The following is a 2,079-nucleotide window of genomic DNA, read 5'->3' as shown; positions in this document are numbered from 1 at the left end:
CTAAAGACCTGTTTTTTATAAACCCGGATAGCGCACGTATTTATATAAATACTGATTCAACCAAAGCAGCCAAAGGTGGTTTCGCTATTGGTGGACTCTCTTCAGGTAAAGGGCTTCCAGCAAAAAATATCTTTGTTGCAACAGCTGATAGCACACGTGTTTACGTAAATGCTGATAACAGCAAAGCTGGCAAAGGTGGTTTTGCCATAGGTGGACTTTCATCAGGTAAAGTTGCTCCTCAGAACTTTATGCACTTAACACCTGAAAACTACTTTATTGGACACGAGGCAGGGAAAGTCACAACTGGTAAATACAACTCTTTTATAGGTTATGAAACTGGTAAAGCCAATACCACAGGAGAAAAAAACGTTTTTATGGGTTACCATGCTGCTAATTTAGCAAAAGCAGTAAATAATAGCGTAGTAATGGGTAACGAGGCTGGTAAAGGAACAACAAGTAGCAACTATAGTAACGCCGTATTTATAGGATACCAAGCTGGCTACGGAAACACTTCAGGTGGTAATAATGTGTTTATGGGTACATATGCAGGAAAATCAAACAATATAGGAGCAAACAACGTATTTATAGGTAATCAAGTAGGACAGAATATAACTGGAGCAAGTAGTAACAACGTAATACTTGGCTCGTCATCTGCTAATCTAGCAAAAACTGTAAATAGGAGCGTAATAATGGGTAACGAGGCGGGTAAAGGATCAACAAGTAGCAACTATGTTAACGCTGTATTTATAGGATACCAAGCAGGCTACAACAATACCACAGGTTCAAACAACGTGTTTTTGGGTACCAATTCTGGGCGAAGCAATTCCACGGGCGGAAATAACGTTATGATAGGTAACTTGACTGGTTACAACAACACCACAGGTGGCGCCAACGTGTTTATAGGAGACGAAGCAGGTAATCAAAACACAGTGGGCTATCGCAACGTATTTCTGGGATACAATGCTGGTTATAAAAATACTAAAGGCGTAGGCAACGTGTTTATAGGAGACGAAGCAGGATATAGCAACGATTCAGCTAATTTTAACGTTTTTGTAGGAATTAATGCTGGTTATAACAATATCTCTGGTAAAAACAACGTGTTTATGGGAACAGGTGCTGGAAAATCCAACAAAAATGGCAACAGCAACGTATTTATGGGAATGAATTCCGGTGTATCTAACACTACTGGCTACTTCAACGTATTTGTCGGAAGTGCTGCTGGCTTTAATAATACTGATGGTACAAACAATACATTTATAGGAATGTTTGCTGGTTATAGAAACACAGAAGGTCAACACAACGTGTTTATAGGAGACTTTTCTGGTCAACACAACACCACTGGTGTAAACAATGTGATTATTGGTTCCTATGCAGGAAATAACATTAATGGTAACAATAACATATACTTAGGTAATGGAGCAGGTTTCTTTAATTCTACGCATACAGAAGACTATAGATTGCGAATTGGAAGTGATAATCTTATTTACGGTGAACTTAATAATAAAAGAGTAGCAATTAACACAGATAATGCCAACAATATGACTTTCTATGTAAATGGTCTAGCTGGAGGCACAAATCCATGGCAATCCCCCAGCGACAAACGCCTAAAAACCAATATTAAACCCCTACAGGGGGCACTACAAAGCGTGCTTAATTTGCAAGGAGTAACCTTTAACTGGAAAGATGAAACCGACCACCGACCAGGACAAAATATTGGCTTTATAGCACAAGAAGTTAAAGAGATTTTTCCCGAAATTGTTAGCGGCGGCGGAAAAGATAAAGAGGGTAACGAAATTTATTACTCTATTGAGTATGCCACACTAACTCCAGTGTTAGTTGAAGCAATAAAAGAGTTAAATACAGAAAACAAAGAGCTAAAAGCAAAAATAGAAGCACTCGAAAAATTAATACAAGAAAAAATGAAATAAAAATAGGAAACAAGTCGCACTTTTACCTTGCTCCTTGCACCTTTTACCTTATAAACTAATTTAATATGAGACACTTATTGATTTTACTACTGTTAAGCATAACACTATTTGCAACAGCACAACAACAAGGTTTTAACTACCAAGCCGCCAT

At 38.0% G+C, this 2,079-nt stretch carries 1 protein-coding gene; it reads left to right on the top strand.

Translation table 11 applies throughout. The features are described 5' to 3' along the window. A partial coding sequence (locus GX311_10980) for a hypothetical protein (protein ID NLK16906.1) occupies positions 1–1,928 on the top strand: 1,928 nt, incomplete at its 5' end. Between the last annotated feature and the right edge of the window lie 151 nt (positions 1,929–2,079).

This window comes from Bacteroidales bacterium (genome assembly GCA_012519055.1).
In the GTDB taxonomy this organism is placed as follows: domain Bacteria; phylum Bacteroidota; class Bacteroidia; order Bacteroidales; family Salinivirgaceae; genus JAAYQU01.
This window is presented reverse-complemented; position numbering and strand designations above follow the sequence as displayed.